The 16,394-nt window shown below is 52.2% G+C and carries 13 protein-coding genes; 3 read left to right on the top strand and 10 right to left on the bottom strand.

Features of this window, described 5'->3' with window-relative positions:
* Nucleotides 1–5: 5 nt before the first annotated feature.
* On the bottom strand, nt 6–1,988 hold the full coding sequence (locus H8J70_RS05655; protein WP_186502887.1) for a penicillin-binding transpeptidase domain-containing protein: 1,983 nt from the start codon (nt 1,986–1,988) through the stop codon (nt 6–8).
* Nucleotides 1,969–3,408: a CCA tRNA nucleotidyltransferase gene (locus H8J70_RS05650; RefSeq protein ID WP_186502886.1), complete on the bottom strand. Its 1,440-nt coding sequence runs from the start codon at nt 3,406–3,408 to the stop codon at nt 1,969–1,971. Before H8J70_RS05650 ends, H8J70_RS05655 begins: the two co-directional genes overlap by 20 nt.
* A gap of 230 nt (nt 3,409–3,638) precedes the next feature.
* Between H8J70_RS05650 and H8J70_RS05645 the strand changes: the two genes are divergently transcribed.
* From H8J70_RS05645 to H8J70_RS05635, 3 genes are all read left to right on the top strand, one after another.
* Complete coding sequence (locus tag H8J70_RS05645; RefSeq protein WP_186502885.1) at nt 3,639–4,901, top strand: M20 metallopeptidase family protein; 1,263 nt, start codon at nt 3,639–3,641, stop codon at nt 4,899–4,901.
* A gap of 161 nt (nt 4,902–5,062) precedes the next feature.
* Nucleotides 5,063–6,370, top strand: coding sequence for a DUF3100 domain-containing protein (locus tag H8J70_RS12585; RefSeq protein ID WP_186502884.1), 1,308 nt, complete (start codon nt 5,063–5,065; stop codon nt 6,368–6,370).
* Between the two features lie 58 nt (nt 6,371–6,428).
* Nucleotides 6,429–7,748: an amidohydrolase gene (locus tag H8J70_RS05635; RefSeq protein ID WP_186502883.1), complete on the top strand. Its 1,320-nt coding sequence runs from the start codon at nt 6,429–6,431 to the stop codon at nt 7,746–7,748.
* Between the two features lie 133 nt (nt 7,749–7,881).
* Here the strand turns inward: H8J70_RS05635 and H8J70_RS05630 are convergent, their stop codons facing one another.
* The 8 genes from H8J70_RS05630 to H8J70_RS05595 all read right to left on the bottom strand — a co-directional run bounded on the left by H8J70_RS05630 (nt 7,882) and on the right by H8J70_RS05595 (nt 16,361).
* Nucleotides 7,882–8,310 (bottom strand): YbjN domain-containing protein, encoded by a 429-nt coding sequence (locus H8J70_RS05630; RefSeq protein ID WP_186502882.1) that lies wholly within the window; start codon nt 8,308–8,310, stop codon nt 7,882–7,884.
* A 27-nt stretch (nt 8,311–8,337) separates the two neighbouring features.
* Entirely contained in the window at nt 8,338–9,561 is a 1,224-nt protein-coding gene (locus H8J70_RS05625) for a multidrug effflux MFS transporter (RefSeq protein ID WP_186502881.1), read from the bottom strand.
* Nucleotides 9,548–10,282 (bottom strand): HAD family hydrolase, encoded by a 735-nt coding sequence (locus tag H8J70_RS05620; protein WP_186502880.1) that lies wholly within the window; start codon nt 10,280–10,282, stop codon nt 9,548–9,550. Before H8J70_RS05620 ends, H8J70_RS05625 begins: the two co-directional genes overlap by 14 nt.
* 85 nt (nt 10,283–10,367) lie before the next feature.
* Nucleotides 10,368–10,730 (bottom strand): VOC family protein, encoded by a 363-nt coding sequence (locus tag H8J70_RS05615; RefSeq protein ID WP_186502879.1) that lies wholly within the window; start codon nt 10,728–10,730, stop codon nt 10,368–10,370.
* Nucleotides 10,731–10,747: 17 nt separating this feature from the next.
* On the bottom strand, nt 10,748–11,230 hold the full coding sequence (locus H8J70_RS05610) for a YbaK/EbsC family protein (protein WP_186502878.1): 483 nt from the start codon (nt 11,228–11,230) through the stop codon (nt 10,748–10,750).
* An 86-nt stretch (nt 11,231–11,316) separates the two neighbouring features.
* Nucleotides 11,317–14,361: an SbcC/MukB-like Walker B domain-containing protein gene (locus H8J70_RS05605; RefSeq protein ID WP_186502877.1), complete on the bottom strand. Its 3,045-nt coding sequence runs from the start codon at nt 14,359–14,361 to the stop codon at nt 11,317–11,319.
* A complete protein-coding gene (locus H8J70_RS05600; protein WP_186502876.1) occupies nt 14,358–15,509 on the bottom strand; it encodes an exonuclease SbcCD subunit D in 1,152 nt (383 codons plus the stop codon). Before H8J70_RS05600 ends, H8J70_RS05605 begins: the two co-directional genes overlap by 4 nt.
* Nucleotides 15,510–15,527: 18 nt before the next feature.
* On the bottom strand, nt 15,528–16,361 hold the full coding sequence (locus H8J70_RS05595; RefSeq protein ID WP_186502875.1) for a deoxyribonuclease IV: 834 nt from the start codon (nt 16,359–16,361) through the stop codon (nt 15,528–15,530).
* Nucleotides 16,362–16,394 lie beyond the last annotated feature (33 nt).

The following is a 16,394-nucleotide window of genomic DNA, read 5'->3' as shown; positions in this document are numbered from 1 at the left end:
CCCCCTTACTGTAAGAACGTAACCTGTACATCAGAGCCATCCGGCACGTAGGTACCTGCCGGCGGATTCTGATACACAGCATGACCAGCACCGTTCGGTACGAAGCCCAGTCCTGCCCGGTCGAGCCAGTCATTGACTTCCCGGTTATCCCAGCCCAGGAATGAAGGCACCAGGACCCCTGCATCAGATCGTTTTATATCCGGAATCACCCGGGCCGGTTTAGCCTTCGTGTCCGCCTTTTGCGGCAGCCCCGCTAAGGACGTCGCTTCCGTAGGCCGCAAACCTTTGATGCGGACAATCTGGGTCATCATTTCTTTAAACACCGGCGCCGCTACTTGGGCACCATAGTATACACCACTCGGATTATCTACGACGATCAGTACGACGTACTGCGGGTCCTCCAAAGGGCCAAAGCCGACGAAAGAACCAATATACTGATTTTCCGCATAGCCTGTGCCTTCTGCATTCAAGCGCTGGGCTGTACCGGTCTTGCCGCAAAAGGCATAGCCGTCAACCTTGGCATTTTGCCCGCCGCCAGATGCGATTTCTTCGGCCATAATTTTACTGATCGTCTGGCTGATTTCCGGCGAAATAGGCTGTCCTACTTCGACGGGTTCTGCTTTTTTATAAATGGACCCATCGGGATTATCAATTTCCTTAATAACAAAGGGCTTCATCATATGGCCGCCATTGGCAATGGCACCAAACGCCTGGACCATCTGTAAGGGCGTTACGGCATTCCCTTGGCCAATAGCCATAATCGCTTCATCGATTTTGCTCATCGAATCAGCGTCAAAGAGGATCCCTGAGCCTTCGCCTGGCAGCTCTATCCCTGTGGGCTGGCCAAAGCCAAAGCGATGCGCATATTCCGTTTCTATTTTACCGCCCATTTGCATGCCGATATAGGCCATGGCCGTATTAATGGAAAACTTAATGATTTCCTTCAGCGTCACATTGCCCATCCCCGCATCATCCCAGTTGTGGATCGTACGGTCGTCAATGTCTATATAGCCCACATCGTGATACACGCGGTTGACATCCCATTTTCCCGATGCCAAGGCGGCGGCTGCCATAATCGGCTTGAACGTCGAGCCCGGTTCATACAAATTGACGACGGCCCGGTTCTTGTACGCTTCCTGGTTGCCCTTGCCATAGTCGTTAGGATCGAAATTCGGACGGCTGGCCATGGCCAGGATTTCTCCCGTTTTAGGATTCATGACGATGACTGCAGCACCAGAGGGATGATTGCGTTTCATAATGCCATCGAGACCCTGTTCTGCCACATACTGGATTGTACTGTCGATGGTCAGCTGTACGGACCGTTCTTTGTTAGGCAGTATTTTTTCCAAAGCCGAATCCAAAATAGGGATATTGTGGCTGTCTGTCAACAGCTGATAGCGTTCTACATCCCCCTTGATTTCCTTGTCGAGGACCATTTCTATGCCGTCTAAGCCACGGTCGTTTTCGCCGACAAAGCCGATCAGCTGGGCTGCCATCGTACCATTCGGATAAAAACGGTGGCTTTCATTATTAAAGCGCAGGCCCTGCAGTTTCTGATCCTTGATCAGTTCGGCTACGGCTTCGTATTTATCGTGGTCCATTTTTCTGTCGAGCCAGACAAAGGCCGTGTCCCGTTGCAGCCGTTCCTGAATCTGGCTTTCGCTAATACTCAGATACGGTGCCAGGAGATGAGCCATTTCTGCCGGTGAGCGGTTAATCATTGTCGGGTCGGCATAAAGCGACTTTGCCATTTCGCTAATCGCCAGGACGCGGCCATCGCGGTCAAGAATAGTACCACGGGGCGACGTAATTTCCCGGCTTTCTTCGGATTGGGCATCGGCCATGGCATTCATATCCGCCCGCCGTACGACTTGCAGCCAGAATAACTCGCCAAAGATCAGTACGACAAGGATAAACATGCAGATAATACAACTGGACATGCGCCGGCGCATCTGGTTGTCTCTTTTTTTATCTTGTTTGGTCTTCATGATTTTTTTCACCCTGTCGTTTCAGCCATTTTTCGGCTGCCTCATACAATACATCCGGGTCATTTTCCAGCTGTCCGTTTTGCACACGCTGCAACAGGTTGTGCAGGCAGGCGCCGGTTTCTTTACCACACTGCATAGTAAGGCGCCGGTCGTAATGGAGGTCTTTGGTAGAAACGGGCATAGCCTGGGCCAGGTCAGCCATGAAGCGGCCGAATTCTTCTGTCCCTTGGGTATTGGCTTCCGTACGGCCGCAGCCCCAAATATCACCGACAGCTACGGCTGTTGCCTGTTCTACCGCATCGGTCAGTTCGTCTGTGCGGCGAAACGGTCCCTGCAGCGCTTCATGGCGCAGCCATTTCGCCAAGTCCCCTTCGCCCGTATTGGCATAATAATGAAACTTCATATGGGTCTGCACGAGCCAGGCTACACGTTGCACAAAGGCCGGACGTTTCCCCCAGCGCGTCAAAATAGCCGTCGCGATTTCCGCCCCTTTATTGTCATGGCCATAGTCGGTAAAACGGCCCTTATGGATGCCGCGAATACCGGGCAGGCCCTTAGCTACATCATGAAACAGCATGGCATAGCGGATCGTCAAATCGGCTGGTGTATGCGCTACCGCCGCCAGCGTATGGAACCAGGCATCAAACACATGAAACGGCCGGGACTGGGGCGTTTCCGGCAAGTGACTGAGTTCCGGTAAAATGGGGACCTCCCGGTAAACACCGTTTTCCTTTTGCCGGCAGCTGCAAGCCCCCAGCCCGCTCCGCACGAGCACATCGAGGCCCTTGCTAACCTCCGGCGTCAGCATGAGACGGTCAATTTCCTGTACGACCCGTTCCAAGGAGAGCCCCTGTACGCGATAAAAAGCTGCCGGCATAGCCCGCAGCATTGTTTTATCCGGTATAAAGCCGAGCTGGCCTGTAAAACGGCAGGCACGGAACAGACGCAGGGCATCTTCCGTAAAGCGGCGCGTAGCATCACCGACGGTGACCAGGCGCTTTTTGTGCAAATCCTTCTGTCCGCCTACGTAATCATATACGGTCCCATATTGATCCATCGCCAGGGCGTTCACCGTAAAATCACGGCGTAACACGTCTTCCCGCAAAGTGTCTGCATACCAGACCGAAGCCGGCCGATGACTGTCTGCACCATAGGCTTCACCGCGAAAGGTCGCCGTTTCAATGGTCATGCCGTCGACGACAAGGACGACAATGCCAAAACGTTCGCTATTTATTTCTACTGTATGCCAGCCTTGCGCCGCCCCGACGGCACGGATTTCTTCCGGCCGCGCCGATGTAGTCACATCATAATCATGGGGTTCGCGCTGCATCAATATATCACGCACAGCACCGCCGACCAGATAAGCCTCATACCCGGCTTCTTCCAAGGCGTGCAGTACGCTGCGTACAATCCGGTTCAACAGGAATTCCTCACTTTCTATTACGAAAGAGAATATACTAAACGGGAACTCTCCCCTTTTAGTATACCAATTATACTATAGTATACCTGTGAAATACAAGTTTGCCCCTGGCCAGATGCCGGACCGGCAAAGCTAAGAATAATATATTTATAAAATATTAAAAAAACGCTGTTTTTATTGATTATTTATGCTATAATTTAGAAAGATTATTCTCTAAGGAGGCACCTACTATGGCTATTAACTGTAAACAACTAGTTGAAGAAAATATTCCTTTACTCATCGAAATCCGTCGTTTTTGCCACCGCCACCCGGAACTCTCGTGGCAGGAAACGCAGACCATGGCCTATATTGAAGAGGAACTGACAAAATTTGGTATTGCCTGGCAGCATATCGATAAGGGCGGCATCCTGGCCCGCATCGACGGCCAGGCTCCCGGTAAAACGCTGCTCCTGCGGGCTGATATCGATGCCCTGCCGATCACTGAAAGCGAAAGCAATCTTTCCTGCCCCCGCGTCGTCCGTTCGGAAACGCCCGGCGTCATGCACGCCTGTGGCCATGACGGCCATATTGCCATGCAGCTGGTCGTTGCCAAACTGCTGCAGGAAACGAAAGACCAGTGGAACGGCACGGCAGCCATTCTTTTTGAACAAGGGGAAGAAGATTCACCGGCTATGCGCTATATCGTCCCTTATTTGGAAGAAAAAAGTGGCCTTTCCATTGACAGCTGTTATGCGACACACCTGCGCTGGGATGTTCCCGTCGGCAAAGTAGCGATTTGTGACAATGCCCCCATGGCCGGCGGTTTCCGGTTCCGCGTCCGCATTGCCGGCAAGGGCGGACACGGTTCGCGTCCGGATCTCGCCTATAGCCCGATTGATTGCTTCACCTCGTTCCATACACATTTACAGGAGCTGCGTCTGCGGGCTATTGCCCCGCAGGAATGCCTGACCGTTTCCGTCGGCAGTGTCCATAGTGGCGAACTGCAAAACGTAGTCCCTGACAGCCTCGAATTTGCCGGTACGTGCCGCTTTTTCAGCTATGACCATGCCGGCCGCCGCTTCTTCGATGAATTTTTCCGTCTCCTGAGCAACGACTGTGATACCTATCATTGTACCTATGATATTCTCGACATGCCCAAGCCTCTTTACGAAGTACAGAATAATCCGGTCTGTGTAGACCTGGCCAAAAAGGCAGTCACAGAAACACTCGGTGCCGGCAGCCTGACCCAGTGCGAACCGTGGATGGCATCGGAAACCTTTGCCATCTTGACCCGTCTCTATCCGGGGCTCATGACCTTCACAGGGATTGCCAATCCGGAAAAGGGCAGCGGTGCCAACCACCACACACCGCAATTCGATTTGGATGAAGATGCCCTGGCCGTAGGCGCTACGACGGGTTTGGCCTATGCCTTGGAATTCTTCAAGACCCAGCCGGATCTGCCCTTTGAACGGACTGACGAACCACTGAACGAGCTGGCAGCGCGTAATGTATAATTATATTTTCCTATGATGCAAGCTCGGAAAAGACATTTGTATTTATAGAGTAAATATTGTAAAATGAGCATACACCTATATAAGGTGCCTGCTCATTTTATACCACACGTGCCAATCGGCCGTGTATTTGCTTGATTTATTTTTAAAGGAGGCTACTATTAGTGGACTTAGTAAAAAACTGGCGCATCCATCTTTTTGCGCTGATCCTCGTCATCGTAGCCGAAACCATTGGTATCCAAAAGCACGGCCTGGTCATTTTCCTGCCCATGCTCTACGCCCTGGTTCTCGGCGGTATTATCAGTTATCCTTCATTCCATATTTTAAATGAAAAACAGATGACCCGGGCCGGCAACCTGATGAGTATTACCATGTTGTTCCTCATCGCCAAGATCGGCTTAGGCATCGGCCCGAACCTGCACCTCTTACTGAACTCCGGTATTGCCCTGATCATGCAGGAATTTGGTCATTTCTTCGGTACGCTGATCTTCGGTCTGCCGACGGCCATTCTCCTAAAAATGGGCCGTGAAGCCATCGGCGCCTGCTACTCCATCGACCGTGAAGCCAACGTCGCCATTATCGCTGAAAAGTTCGGTATCTTCTCGCCTGAAGGCCGTGGCGTAATGGGCATGTACATTTGCGGCACTCTGTTCGGCGCGCTATGGATTTCCATCCTCGCCGGCATCATCGCCCGTACAGGCCTCTTCCATCCCTACGCCCTGGCTATGGGTGGTGGCATTGGTTCGGCCAGTATGATGGCTGCTTCCGTCGGTTCGATTGTCGCCGTTTTCCCGGAAGAAACGGAAAAGATTACCGCCTTTGCCGGCGCTGCTAACCTCATGACCTCGGTCATCGGCATTTATTTCTCCCTCTTCATTTCCCTGCCGGTTACGATTAAAGTATACGAATGGGTAACAGGCCGTAAAAGACATGAAGAAGTCGCTGCCGGTGAAGTACAGGAAAACGCCGTAGCCGATACGATTGCTAAGGAAGAAGAAGAAGCCAAAGAAGTACGGGAAAAATCCTCCCTTGGCGACGACCTGTTCATTCTCTGCCTCACCGGTGTTCTGACACTGATTGGCAATTTCGTCGGCTTCAAAGTCAATCCGGCTGATGATTTTATCGGCTGTCTCATGATTATTGCTATCTGCTTTGCCGGTATTCTCATCGCCCGTATCCCGGGCCTGAAGAAGCTGCCTGTCGTTTTCTGGGTTTCCATCATCGCTGTTATCGTATCCATTCCGTCCGTACCGGGCGCTACGACGATTACAGCCGCTACGAATCCGGTCAACTTCCTGGCTGCCTGCACGCCGATTCTTGCCTACGGCGGTCTCTCCCTGGGCAAAGATATTCCTGCTTTTAAACGTCTTTCCTGGCGTATTGTACCGGTTGCCCTCATGGTAGCCTCGGGTACTTTCATCTGCGCTACCCTCATGGCAGAAGTCATGCTCCACTTAGAAGGCGTTATCTAATACGAACCAAATAATCCGGCCCAGGCCGGATTATTTGCATACAAGGAGGTTTTACAGTATGACCAAAGAAGAACTGAAAAAACAAGTCTGCGAAGCAATTGACAAACGCTATGAAGAAATGGTTGCCTTTGGGGAATCCGTCTTCGCAGAACCGGAACTCGGATATAAAGAAACAAAGACTTCGGCTAAAATTCAAAAGGAATTTGATAAGCTCGGTATTCCCTATACGACGGGCTGGGGTCTGACCGGCGTCAAAGGACGCTTGACCGGTGCCGCTTCCAAACGGACCATCGCCGTCATGGGCGAACTCGATTCCGTCGTTTGCCGCCGTCATCCATCAGCCGATCCCGTTACGGGTGCAGCCCACTGCTGCGGCCATAACGTTCAGGTTTCGGACATGCTCGGCGTAGCCATGGCCTTAAAAGATACGAATGCCATGCAGTATCTCGGTGGCGACGTCGTCTTCTTTGCCGTCCCCAGTGAAGAATGCATTGAAATTGAATACCGGGAACAACTGATGGAAAAAGGGAAAATTCATTTCTTTGGCGGCAAGCAGGAAATCATCCGCCAAGGCGGCTTCGACGATATTGATGCGGCCATGCAGATGCACGTCAACCCGACAGACGATCCGGAAGGTGACATCCGCATCAATGCCCGTTGCAATGGCTTTATCACGAAATTGATTGACTACCATGGCCACGCAGCGCATGCGGCAGCTGCTCCCCACGAAGGAGTCAACGCCCTCAATGCCTGCATGCTCGGTGTCATGGGCGTCAATGCCCTGCGTGAAACCTTCCAGGAAAAAGACCACGTCCGCTTCCATCCCATCATTACCAGCGGCGGGGACCTGGTCAATGTCGTACCGGATTTCGTCCGTATGGAAAGCTACGTCCGCGCTGCGTCAGCCGACGCCATGAAGCATTATAATGAAGCGGTAGACAGAGCCTTAAAAGCCGGCGCTGACGCCGTAGGCGCTACGTGTGAAATAAAAAATATGCCGGGCTACCTGCCCATGTTCCAAAATCAGGCCATGTGTGACCTGCTGGAAGCCAATTCCAATGAAATCTTCGGCAAAGAACACGTCGATGCCCAGCCACCTTTCGATTCCGGCAGCACCGATATGGGTGACATTTCTTATATCATGCCCTGCATCCATCCCTATGTAGGCAGTGTCCACGGGGCCTTGCACAGTGCTGAATTCGATCTCTTCCAAAAGGAAACAGCCTATGCCAAGACGACCAAAGTTCTGGCCATGACGCTTATCGATCTGCTCTACGCCGATGCAGCTTCCTTAGAAGGTATTTTAAAAGGATATACGCCGCTCATGACGAAGGATGAATATTTGAAATTCATGGAATCCTTACGCAGTACAAAATAAGCACACCGTACTAAAAGCCGTTGTCACAGACTGTAACCTGTCTGTGACAACGGCTTTTTTGGCTAGCAGACAAACGAAAAAAAGGCTATGAACCAGTCCGGGAGGGCAGTCATGGCCTTTTTTCGTTTGCTGTTTAGATTTTTTCCATAATTTCTGTGAAATGATCATTCAGGCACTGGAAGACGGCATCCCGAATGAGTACGTAGATCATAGCCGGATCAAACTGTTCGTCTGTAGCTGCAATGCAGCAATCGAGAACGATTGTGCCATCCTGTGCAACGAAGAATTTGGAAATCTTATACTGCTGGTTGCAAAGGTTCAGGAAATCTACGATCTTTGCCCGGTTGTCATCGTTTACTGCCTGGCCGGCGATAATGACACGGGTAATAGAATAGATGCTGTCATCTGCCAGGACGAATAAGGGCAGATGCTGGCCTTTTACTACGATGGAAGAACGGAAGACAACCATATGCATCGGATCGTCTTTTACTTCTTCAGCCGTAAAGGCCTTAGGATCGTGTTCGTCATAATAAGCTTTAAACTTTTCTGCTTTAGCGTTCATAATATCACCTCATTAGATTTTATAACATCATTGTATCATATCCTGCACATCCTGGCTATGCGTATGAGCCGGATAAATAAGAAAATAAAATGAAAGCAGCGCACCGGCTTCACCAAAAACCATGACCAGGCCCATAGGAATCGCCGTATAACTGCCGGCAATACCGACGACAGGTGCCATGACAGCACCGGAAATCATAGAAAAGAAACCGATCAATGCCGAAGCACTGCCGGCCTGTTTTCCCTGGGCCTGCATGGCCAGGGAAAAGCTCGTCGTCGACATAGACGCCAGCGTTGCCACCGTAAAGAAGAGAATGGTAATGATCGCATATACGGGCAGGCCGGCTAAAAAGCCCAGGAGCAGCAGGCCACTGCCAATGAGTGCCACCCAAAGGACAACGCGCAGCATACGCCAGTCGGCAATACGTCCGGTCAGGCGTCCCGTAACAGCGCCGCTGATCATGAGGCCAATGCCATTGAGACCGAAAATGAGGCTAAACGCCTGGGGACTCACGTGATACACGTTCTGAAAGACAAAAGACGAACCGGAAATATACGCAAAGAAAGCGGCAAAGGCAAAACACTGCATAATACAATGGCCCATAAAATAGCGGTCGCCAAAGAGTGAAGCAAACTGCTTCAGGCCACCGGCAGCGTTGCTGACCAAACGGCGTTTTTGCGGCAGCGTTTCCGGCATAAGCCAGGCACAGACGGCCAACACGATGCCAATGCTGACAAGGAGCCAGAAAATACCGCGCCATGAGGAAAAGCGCAAAATCTGGCCGCCAATCACCGGCGCTAAAATAGGTGCCAGACCATTGACCAGCATGAGCATAGAAAAGAGCTTTGTCAGGGCAGTCCCGCGGCAAAGGTCACGGGCAATGGCCCGGGCAATGACAATGCCGGCGCCACCGGAAAAACCTTGAATAAAACGAAACAACAATAGCCAATAGATCGTATGGGATAAAATACAGGCCAGGGACGACAGGGAAAAAATAGCCATCCCCAAAAAGAGAGGCCGGCGCCGCCCTTTTTTATCGCTAACGGGACCGGAAATGATCTGGCTGGCAGCCATGCCTGCCATAGATGCGGTCAGGGTCAGCTGAATCATAGACGGCGAGACAGCAAAATCGGCCATCATGGCCGGCAAGCCTGGCAAATACATGTCTGTCGATAGCGGTGCAATCGCCGCCAGCATGCCCATAAATACAGTCATCCATAGCATCATTTTTTCTTGCTTAGTTTTTACCATTACTATAACGTTCTCCTCTCTTTTCCTGCAGCCGTTCTATTAGTGCCGGTACTTCACCCAAGGTCTGACACGTATGCCAGGCCGATGCCGCCACTGCAGCAGGCACGCGGACGAGGTCCGGTACCCAAATAGCCGGGATGCCTGCCGCCCGGGCAGCCAGCAGGCCATTGGCCGAGTCTTCAAAAACCAGCGCAGCTGCCGGCATAACGTGCAGCTGCGCGCAAACGCGTTGAAAGATATCCGGCGCAGGCTTGCTATGCGCCAGTTCGGCACCGCTCTGAATAAGACAAAAATAAGCCGTAAGGCCTGCCTTTTCAAGCAGCATGCGCACGGTATTTTCAGAGGAAGACGAAGCAATGGCACAGGCAATGCCCGCCGTTTTGGCGTAGTCCAGACATTCCCTCAGGCCCGGCTCCAGCGGCGCTCCGGACTGTTCATATATAGCCAGCTGGGCTGCCGCCTTTTCTGTGTGCATGGCCTCATACGGAAAGTCCCTGCCAAAGGTTTGGAGAAAGACTTCTTTGATTTGCCGGTCGTTCATGCCAAAAATACGATCAAAAAAGGAATCGCTCAGGGTAATACCATATTTTTTTCCTGCGGCCCGCCAGCAAGGTACGGAAATCCGTTCTGTGTCAAACATAAGACCGTCCATATCAAAAATAAATAAATCCGGTTTGTACAGCAGTTGCAGCTGTTGCGCAGGTACTTCCCTTATTTCCAAAAGAGAGTCTCTCCTTTCCAATATAAAATCCCCCGCCTTATGCGGGGGATTTGCTTCCGCAATATACATTTAACGTCATACAGACTTAACGGACCGGAATGATTTCCAGCCAATAGCCGTCGGGATCGGCAATGAAGTAAATACCCATTCCTTTGTTTTCAAAGACGATACAGCCCATTTCTTCATGTTTCTTATGAGCTGCAGCAAAATCCTGTACGCGGAATGCCGTATGGAATTCATTTTCGCCCAGATTATACGGTTCCTTGCGGTCTTTAATCCACGTCAGTTCCAGCTGAAAATCGCTGGCTTCATTGCCCACATAGACAATGGTAAACGCCGGGTTTTCAATGCGGCGCTGTTCTGTAAGGCCTAAGGCCTCTTGATAAAAAGCCATACTTTTTTCCAGATTAAGAACGTTGAAATTGGTGTGTGCAAACTTAAATTCCATGCTATACAGCCTCCTTTTTATTCTTCCTGCCAGCCTTTCGCTACATCGACCCAGCCTGCAGCATGAGAAAAAACTTCTAATTCAGGCAAGGTCACTTCAATGGCACTATTGCCGGTACCGCAGGCAGGAAACACCGTCGTAAAGCGTTTCAGGGACAGATCCAGATAGATGTCTACGCCAGGATTGACGGCAAAGGGACAGACACCGCCAACGGGATGGCCAGTCAGTCGTTTCACATCCGTTGCCTTCACCATACTGGCCTTTGTATGAAACGTTTCTTTAAAACGGTGGTTGTCCACGCGGGCATCACCGGCAAAAATCACTAAAAAAGCCCCATCATGATCAGGCCGGTAAAACGACATAGACTTGGCAATACGCTTGCCCTCCGTATGCAGGGCAGCCGCCGCCAGCTCCACAGTCGCACTGGATTCTGCCAATACCTGAATGCGTGTGGCAGCGCCAAAAGGCGCCAGATAGTCCCGGACCTTTTCCAAGGACATACAGATCCCCCCCTCAGCCGGATTTATCAATTCTTTTAACGCTATTATTATATACTACAAAAGAACTTCTGTACAAGCATTTCACCTTAGAGAAGCTCAAAGGAAGCCGTACTGCCCCGCTTCGTCTTTTGAATGGCCAGGCGCGTATCAATCCGTTCCCGTAATTCACCGACGTGGGAAATAATGCCGACCAGACGGCCGCCCTGCTTAAGTTCCATCAGCGTTTTTAAGGCAAAATCCAGCGTTTCCGGATCGAGCGTACCAAAGCCTTCGTCAATAAAGATCGTATCCAAATGAATACCACCTGAATAGGCCTGAACAACGTCAGTCAGGCCCAGCGCCAAAGACAGGGAGGCCAGGAACGTTTCCCCGCCGGACAGGGTATTGGCCGGCCGGGCATAGCCTGTATACGTATCAAAAACCTCTATATCGAGGCCTGCCCGTAAGACGCGCTTATCTTCCCGGCTATGCGAACGCTGCAGCTCATAGCGGCTGCGGCTCATCTTTTCCAGGCGCAAATTGGCGGCCTGCAGCACCTCATCGAGCAGGGCCCCCAGGACATACCGCTCAAAGTTAACACCTGTAGCATCACCTTTCAGGAGATCATAGACGCTGCGGATCGTTTCATAGCGTTTGGCAAGGGTTGCCTGTTCCTGTTGCCATTTGGCAATTTGACGCTCATAGGTCTCTAACTGTCTGAGTTCTGTCTGCAGGGCCGCTACAGCCTGGGACAGGTGCTGACAACGTTCATTTTCCTCTTTCAGCTTTTCATAGGCAACCTGCATTTGTGGCCGTTCCTTACCAGTCGTTGCCTGACGGGCCAGTTGCAGCTGGCCTTGTACCTGTTGTACCTGCCCTTCGTAGTCTTTAATTGCCTGCCGTACAGTTGCCGCATTGGGAATATGGGCCTGCAGGTCCTGACATTCCTGCAGGGACGCAAAGCCATAGGCCTGAGCCTGCTCTGTCAAAGCCGTTCGCGTTTCCGTATATTGCGCTGCCAGGTTTTCCCGTTGCTTCAGTGCCGCAGCCGCCTGGCCGCTAAAGCGGGCAGCTGCCTGCATCGTTTCTGCCAGCTGCTGCTGCAGGGCCGACGTTGCCCTGTCAAAGGCCTGTTGTTGCTCCCTAAGACCTTGCAGGGCCTGCTGTAAGGCCTCAGGCTGACGGTATTCTTCGGGTAATACAGCTTCAGCCTGTGTTTTGATCTCTATTTGGCGAACGTGTTCACGGCCTGCTGTTTCCGCCTCTTGGCGGGCTTTTTCTGCCGCCGTTTCCTGATCTGCCAGGCTCTGCTGCCACTGGAGCAGATCATGCTGCAGCTGCTGCAAAGCCTTTACCTGGCGGTCTACGTCTGCTAACTGCTGTTTTCCTTCCTGTACATATGTCTGCCATGTACGGCTGTCCTTTTCTGCCGGATAGGTACGCCGCTGCTGCTCATACTGCTTCTGTTTTTCTTTTAAAGCCGTTTCCAGGCTCTTAGCCTGTACTTCTGCGGCCTGCCTCTTTTTTTCACTCTCCGCAGCAAGCGCTTTGCGCCGGTCCACATCGGACTTTTGGGGAAAATCGGCCGGTTTGGCTGCCTTATGGGGATGCGTCGTCGCACCACAGACCGGACAGGGTGCCCCTTCGGTCAGTGTTTCCGATAGGACAAAAGCCTGTCCCTGTTGATACCGCTGACTCACAGCTTCGAAATCAACGCGGTCGTGCGCTGCTGCTTCGTCAGCTTTCGTCAGTTCTTGTATCGCCTGGCGCCAACAGGCCTCTGCCTGATGGATATCCTGTGCTAAGGCCTCCAAGGCCAGTTCCCGGCTTAAGCACACCTCAGCGTTCTGCACGTCTGCCCGTTTCTGTTCCGCTGTCGCAGCCAGCTGTGGCAGGTTGCCGGTCTGTTCCTGTGCACGCTGCACCTTCTGACGCCATGACAATACCGATGCCTGGGCCTTTTCCTGTTCTTTCTGCGCGCCTGCAGCCCGGGCCGCCGCCTGCTTTTCCTGACGGCATACGTCGGCATAGGCTGCCGCCTGGGCCTGCAGTCCTTCCAACTTGCCAATCTGCTTAGCCCGTTCAGTATAAGCCGGCCGTTCTTTTTCCCACCGTTCCGATTGTACCTGCAGCTCTTTTTCAGCCTGCTGTGCCTGCTGTGCCTCGGCTTGAAAACGGTCGTATTCGGCACGGGCTGCCTTGCCCTGCCGTAAGATATCTGCCAAATGCTGGCATGGCTCTGCTAAGAGCTCTGCCTTTTCCAGCTTTTGCAAATACTCCCGTTCTTTGGCGATAGCTGTTTCCTGTTGCTGCAGGGCCTGCAGCTCTTTTTCAGCCCGGTCCAGAGTTTGCCACTGATGGTCCAGTACTTCCAGCTGCTGGACCTGGCGCTGGTGCGCATCCCGTTGCTGCAGGGCCACGCGGACTTCTTCTTCTTTCGTTTTCACGTCACCTGTGCGGGCTGCAATCGTGGCCGCCAGGGCCTGTTCATCGGCGGCACCTGCCAGTTCCAGGTATTGGGCAATTTTCATATTTCTCTCTTCGTTGCCCTTGCCGGCCGCCTTTTGTTCCGCATCCGCCAGTTGTTCCAGCCGGCCATAGCGCTCGGTATGAAAGAGAACCTGCATAATCTGCTGCCGTTCTGCCGACGGTGCCAGAAGCAGCCGGCGGAACTCCCCTTGCGGCAGGAGCACGACTTGCCGGAACTGATCGTATTTAAAGCCTAAGAGGTTTTCTACTTCAGCTTTTACGTTGCGGCTCGTAATCAGTGTACCTGTCATCTCATCGCCCTGCCATTCATACAAGGCTGCGTGCATAGGCTCGTGCTTCAGGCCTGTGCCCCGCTTTTTGGCTACGTATTGTTCAGGACTGCGTTCAATACAGTAACACTTCTCGCCAATGGCAAAGGCAAAGAGAACCTTCGTAGCTTCATCTGCTGTCGCGTATTCACTGCGCATGTTGGTTCCGGAGCGGCTGTTACCGCTCGTGTCTCCATAAAGGGCATAGCAAATGGCGTCGAGGATCGTCGTCTTACCGGATCCGGTAGGCCCATAAATAAGAAACAGCTGGCGCGTGCCGAGCTGGCGGAAATCTATGATCTGTTTGCCTGCATAGGGACCAAAAGCGTGCATTTCCAAATAGATGGGTTTCATTGGTCATCACTCCCTTCTTCACGCTGCAAGGTCTCCCAAAGACGCTGGAGATAGGCAGTTTCCTTTTCCGAGAGGGGCTGATCCGGCCGGATGGCCGCGGCAAAATTATCAAAAAGCACCTGATCAGATGCCTGGCGCAGGTCAAAATTTCTGTCACCGCTGTTGGCCGCCATCTGGCGTTGTGGCGTTTCTAAAGCCAGGGCATTAGGATACTTACGCCGTAATTTCCCCATCCCATCCAGGATTGGCTGTGTATCGTCTACCCGCGCGAGGATGAAATCGTCTGTCTGCCCGTCTTCGCGTTCCATTATTTCTGCAAAGGTGCCTGTCAGAATGCGCACGTCTTTACGTGGCACAAAAGGCACATGGGTAGTCGTCACTGTACCGTCTGCTGCCAAGTCGGCAATGACTGCCCCCTTTTTTTGCTTCGCTTCGCTGAAGGAATATTTCATAAGGCTGCCGGCATAGCGGATATTCGCACGGCCAGCCTGCTGCGGCCCATGCAGATGCCCCAGGGCAGTATAGGAATAAGGTGCAAAGACAGCTGTATCGATACATTCTGTTCCTCCAAGAGAGAGAGGCCGTTCAGAGTCACTAGCCGTACCCCCACTGGCAAAGACATGGGCAAGGCAGACCGTACGCAGGCCGGCTGTTCCTTTTGACTGAAAGGCTGCCAGACGGCTCAGGGCAGTCTGATGATCACGGATACTGTCATCACCCAGAAGCTGCCGCACATCGGCCGGTTCAGCATAGGGCAGCATAATAAAGGCGACCGGTCCGGCCGCATCATCCAGAACGACGGGACCTGATAGTTTATCCAGGTCGCCGGCAATGTAGAGCTGCTGACGAGCCAGGAGGCGGCTGCCAAAAGACAGTCGTGCTGCACTGTCGTGATTGCCACTGATAACGAAAAAAGGCACGTGCATTTCTGCCGTAACCTTCGTCGAAATTTCGTCAAATAATTCTACTGCCGCTGCCGGCGGCAAGCTGCGGTCATATACATCCCCTGCCAGAACAACCGCGTCAATGTGCTCACTTTTCAGCAGTGGCAGGAACTGTTCTTTGAGAACATAGGCCTGCTCATCTGTCAAATATTCACCATAGAACATTTTCCCTAAATGCCAATCTGCCGTATGTAAAATACGCATACCGTCACCTCTTCTGTCTTAGGCCTGCTGCAAGCGGCGCAGCATGGCTATTTCCGCAGCATAGCCGGCCAGATCATTCGGCGTTTCCAAATAGAAAGGCAAATCCCGCAGTGCCGGATGATTGATGATCGCAGTAAAGGCCTCTATGCCAATCTGGCCCTGGCCTATTTTTTCATGGCGGTCCTTATGGCTGCCCAGGCTATTTTTGCTGTCATTAATATGGATTGCTTTCAGACGGCTGAGACCGATGGTGCTGTCAAACTGATGCAGTACCTCTTCGAGCTGCCCGACAATATCATAGCCGCCGTCAAAGACGTGGCACGTATCGAGGCAGACGCCCAGCTTATCCGAAAGAGTTGTCTTTTCTATTATAGCAGAAATTTCTTCAAAATTCCGACCTACTTCGGTTCCTTTGCCGGCCATGGTTTCTAAGAGGACCGTCGTCTTTTGTTCCGGCCAGAGGCATTCGTTGAGCATGTCAGCAATCAGGGTAATACCGGTTTCCGCTCCCTGGCCAACATGGCTGCCGGGATGAAAGTTATAGCGGCAATGATCCAGGTACTCCAGACGCTCTAAGTCTTCCTTCATGGCCCGCCGGGCAAAATCCCGCGTCTTTTCCGTTTTGGAACAACCGTTTAGCGTATACGGCGCGTGCGCCAGAATCGGCGCAAAGTGATGTACTTCCATAAGGGCATTGAGAGCCTGCATATCCTCTATATCAAGAGGCCGGACATTCCCGCCCCGGGGATTGCGTGTAAAAAATTGAAATGTATCAGCTCCCAGGGACAGGGCTTCCCGGCCCATATGTAAAAATCCTTGGGATACAGATAAATGACAGCCGATGTGCAGCATAGTATTCTCCTTTCTTTCCTGAAGACAGGAAAA

It is taken from the genome of Megasphaera hominis (genome assembly GCF_014269395.1).
GTDB classification, from domain to species: domain Bacteria; phylum Bacillota; class Negativicutes; order Veillonellales; family Megasphaeraceae; genus Megasphaera; species Megasphaera hominis.
The sequence above is the reverse complement of the archived record's forward strand: the minus strand, read 5'-3'. Positions and strand labels throughout refer to the sequence as shown.

What these genes read in the sequence shown, in the direction of transcription:
- H8J70_RS05655 (WP_186502887.1), bottom strand. Translation starts at nt 1,988, where the DNA reads ATGAAGACCAAACAAGATAAAAAAAGAGACAACCAGATGCGCCGGCGC.
- H8J70_RS05645 (WP_186502885.1), top strand. Translation starts at nt 3,639, where the DNA reads ATGGCTATTAACTGTAAACAACTAGTTGAAGAAAATATTCCTTTACTC.
- H8J70_RS05635 (WP_186502883.1), top strand. Translation starts at nt 6,429, where the DNA reads ATGACCAAAGAAGAACTGAAAAAACAAGTCTGCGAAGCAATTGACAAA.
- H8J70_RS05630 (WP_186502882.1), bottom strand. Translation starts at nt 8,310, where the DNA reads ATGAACGCTAAAGCAGAAAAGTTTAAAGCTTATTATGACGAACACGAT.
- H8J70_RS05625 (WP_186502881.1), bottom strand. Translation starts at nt 9,561, where the DNA reads ATGGTAAAAACTAAGCAAGAAAAAATGATGCTATGGATGACTGTATTT.
- H8J70_RS05615 (WP_186502879.1), bottom strand. Translation starts at nt 10,730, where the DNA reads ATGGAATTTAAGTTTGCACACACCAATTTCAACGTTCTTAATCTGGAA.
- H8J70_RS05610 (WP_186502878.1), bottom strand. Translation starts at nt 11,230, where the DNA reads ATGTCCTTGGAAAAGGTCCGGGACTATCTGGCGCCTTTTGGCGCTGCC.
- H8J70_RS05605 (WP_186502877.1), bottom strand. Translation starts at nt 14,361, where the DNA reads ATGAAACCCATCTATTTGGAAATGCACGCTTTTGGTCCCTATGCAGGC.
- H8J70_RS05600 (WP_186502876.1), bottom strand. Translation starts at nt 15,509, where the DNA reads ATGCGTATTTTACATACGGCAGATTGGCATTTAGGGAAAATGTTCTAT.
- H8J70_RS05595 (WP_186502875.1), bottom strand. Translation starts at nt 16,361, where the DNA reads ATGCTGCACATCGGCTGTCATTTATCTGTATCCCAAGGATTTTTACAT.